Source organism: Rossellomorea vietnamensis (assembly GCF_008180615.1).
Taxonomy (GTDB): domain Bacteria; phylum Bacillota; class Bacilli; order Bacillales; family Bacillaceae_B; genus Rossellomorea; species Rossellomorea vietnamensis_D.
Genome location: NZ_VTEH01000040.1, coordinates 1 through 765, shown reverse-complemented (window position 1 = coordinate 765; position 765 = coordinate 1). Strand labels below are relative to the sequence as shown.

Here is a 765-nt window from a genome sequence, read left to right as displayed (position 1 = left end):
CTGCAACTCGCCTGCATGAAGCTGGAATCGCTAGTAATCGCGGATCAGCATGCCGCGGTGAATACGTTCCCGGGCCTTGTACACACCGCCCGTCACACCACGAGAGTTTGTAACACCCGAAGTCGGTGAGGTAACCTTTTGGAGCCAGCCGCCTAAGGTGGGACAGATGATTGGGGTGAAGTCGTAACAAGGTAGCCGTATCGGAAGGTGCGGCTGGATCACCTCCTTTCTAAGGATATATGAGACGTGACGTTTCTGTTTGGTTTTGTTCAGTTTTGATGGTTTAATTAGGTTTTTTCGCCTRGCGAAAATAACCCTCATTAACATTGCGCRGCGAAGCGGAGCTTTCAATTCTCCTTTCGACGTGATGACCATCAAACAATTGTTCTTTGAAAACTAGATAAAGTTAGAAGAAGAAAGTCAAGAAAGAACCGAGAATCGCCATTTTAGGATATCTCTTATGAGATATTGTTAGATTAACCATTTGGTTAAGTTAGAAAGGGCGCACGGTGGATGCCTTGGCACTAGGAGCCGATGAAGGACGGGACTAACACCGATATGCTTCGGGGAGCTGTAAGTAAGCTTTGATCCGGAGATTTCCGAATGGGGRAACCCGCTGCACGTAATGGTGCAGTATCCATACTTGAATACATAGAGTATGGAAGGCAGACCCGGGGAACTGAAACATCTAAGTACCCGGAGGAAGAGAAAGCAAACGCGATTCCCTGAGTAGCGGCGAGCGAAACGGGATTAGCCCAAACCAAG

Annotated in this window: 2 rRNA genes; both read left to right on the top strand. The window is 48.0% G+C overall.

Annotated elements, in window-relative coordinates:
- Positions 1–229: ribosomal RNA gene (locus FZC79_RS22850) — 16S ribosomal RNA — on the top strand; the annotation flags it as partial.
- 257 nt (positions 230–486) lie between these two features.
- Positions 487–765 (top strand): 23S ribosomal RNA (locus FZC79_RS22845); the annotation flags it as partial.